The sequence below is a fragment of the Xenorhabdus hominickii genome (assembly GCF_002632725.1).
In the GTDB taxonomy this organism is placed as follows: Bacteria; Pseudomonadota; Gammaproteobacteria; order Enterobacterales; family Enterobacteriaceae; genus Xenorhabdus; species Xenorhabdus hominickii.
This window is the reverse complement of the sequence record NZ_NJAI01000072.1, coordinates 1-787: the sequence shown is the minus strand read 5'-3', so window position 1 is coordinate 787 and position 787 is coordinate 1. Positions and strand designations below refer to the sequence as shown.

General features: G+C 46.5%; 1 pseudogene. It reads left to right on the top strand.

What is annotated here, in order from left to right:
- Nucleotides 1–787 (top strand): annotated as a pseudogene (locus tag Xhom_RS25120) (ISAs1 family transposase); the annotation flags it as partial.

The following is a 787-nucleotide window of genomic DNA, read 5'->3' as shown; positions in this document are numbered from 1 at the left end:
TGCTATCGAGCTGGATTCTCTGCTGGAAGCCTTACTTAACTGGGTCAATGAGCAGCGTGAATTGGAGAACAAATCTGTTATCGCTTTTGATGGGAAAGTCTTGCGGCGTGCCTATCGTAATGACAAGAAAAATGCCGTCCAACTGGTCACTGCCTATGATACCGAAGCAGGATTGGTGTTAAGCCAGAAAGCGACGGCGACCAAAAGCGGGGAAATCAGTACCGTCCGCCAGATGCTGGATATTCTGAATCTAAAAGGCAGTATCGTGACCCTTGATGCCTTACATTGTCAGCGTGAAACGCTGGAAAAAATCAGTGAAAAGAAAGCGCATGTGGTTGTGCCGGTGAAGCAAAACCAACCCAACTTGTGGGACACGGTTCAGTCTCAATTTCAGGCCGTGTTTGATGCGGGTAAAGAGCAAGTGATAACAGAAATCAGACAAGAAGCCCATGGCCGACGTGAAGAGCGCTAGGTATTCCAGTTAAAACCGACTTCCCCCCTGAAATAGCCGAGCGGTGGCCAACCATTCGTAGCATTATTGCGGTTGAACGTCACCGGATACAAAATGGCAAAGGGACAGTAGACACCTCATATTATGTGAGTTCACTTTCACCCCGACATAAATCCCTTGAGTATTACATTCGTCAGCATTGGCGAATTGAAAATAGCCAGCACTATATTCTTGATGTTGTTTTTAAAGAAGATGATTCACGGATTGTTTTGGAGGGGGCAATTGAGAATCTGGCGTTATTCCGGCGTCTTGTGTTGAACATGGTCAAGCAATGTG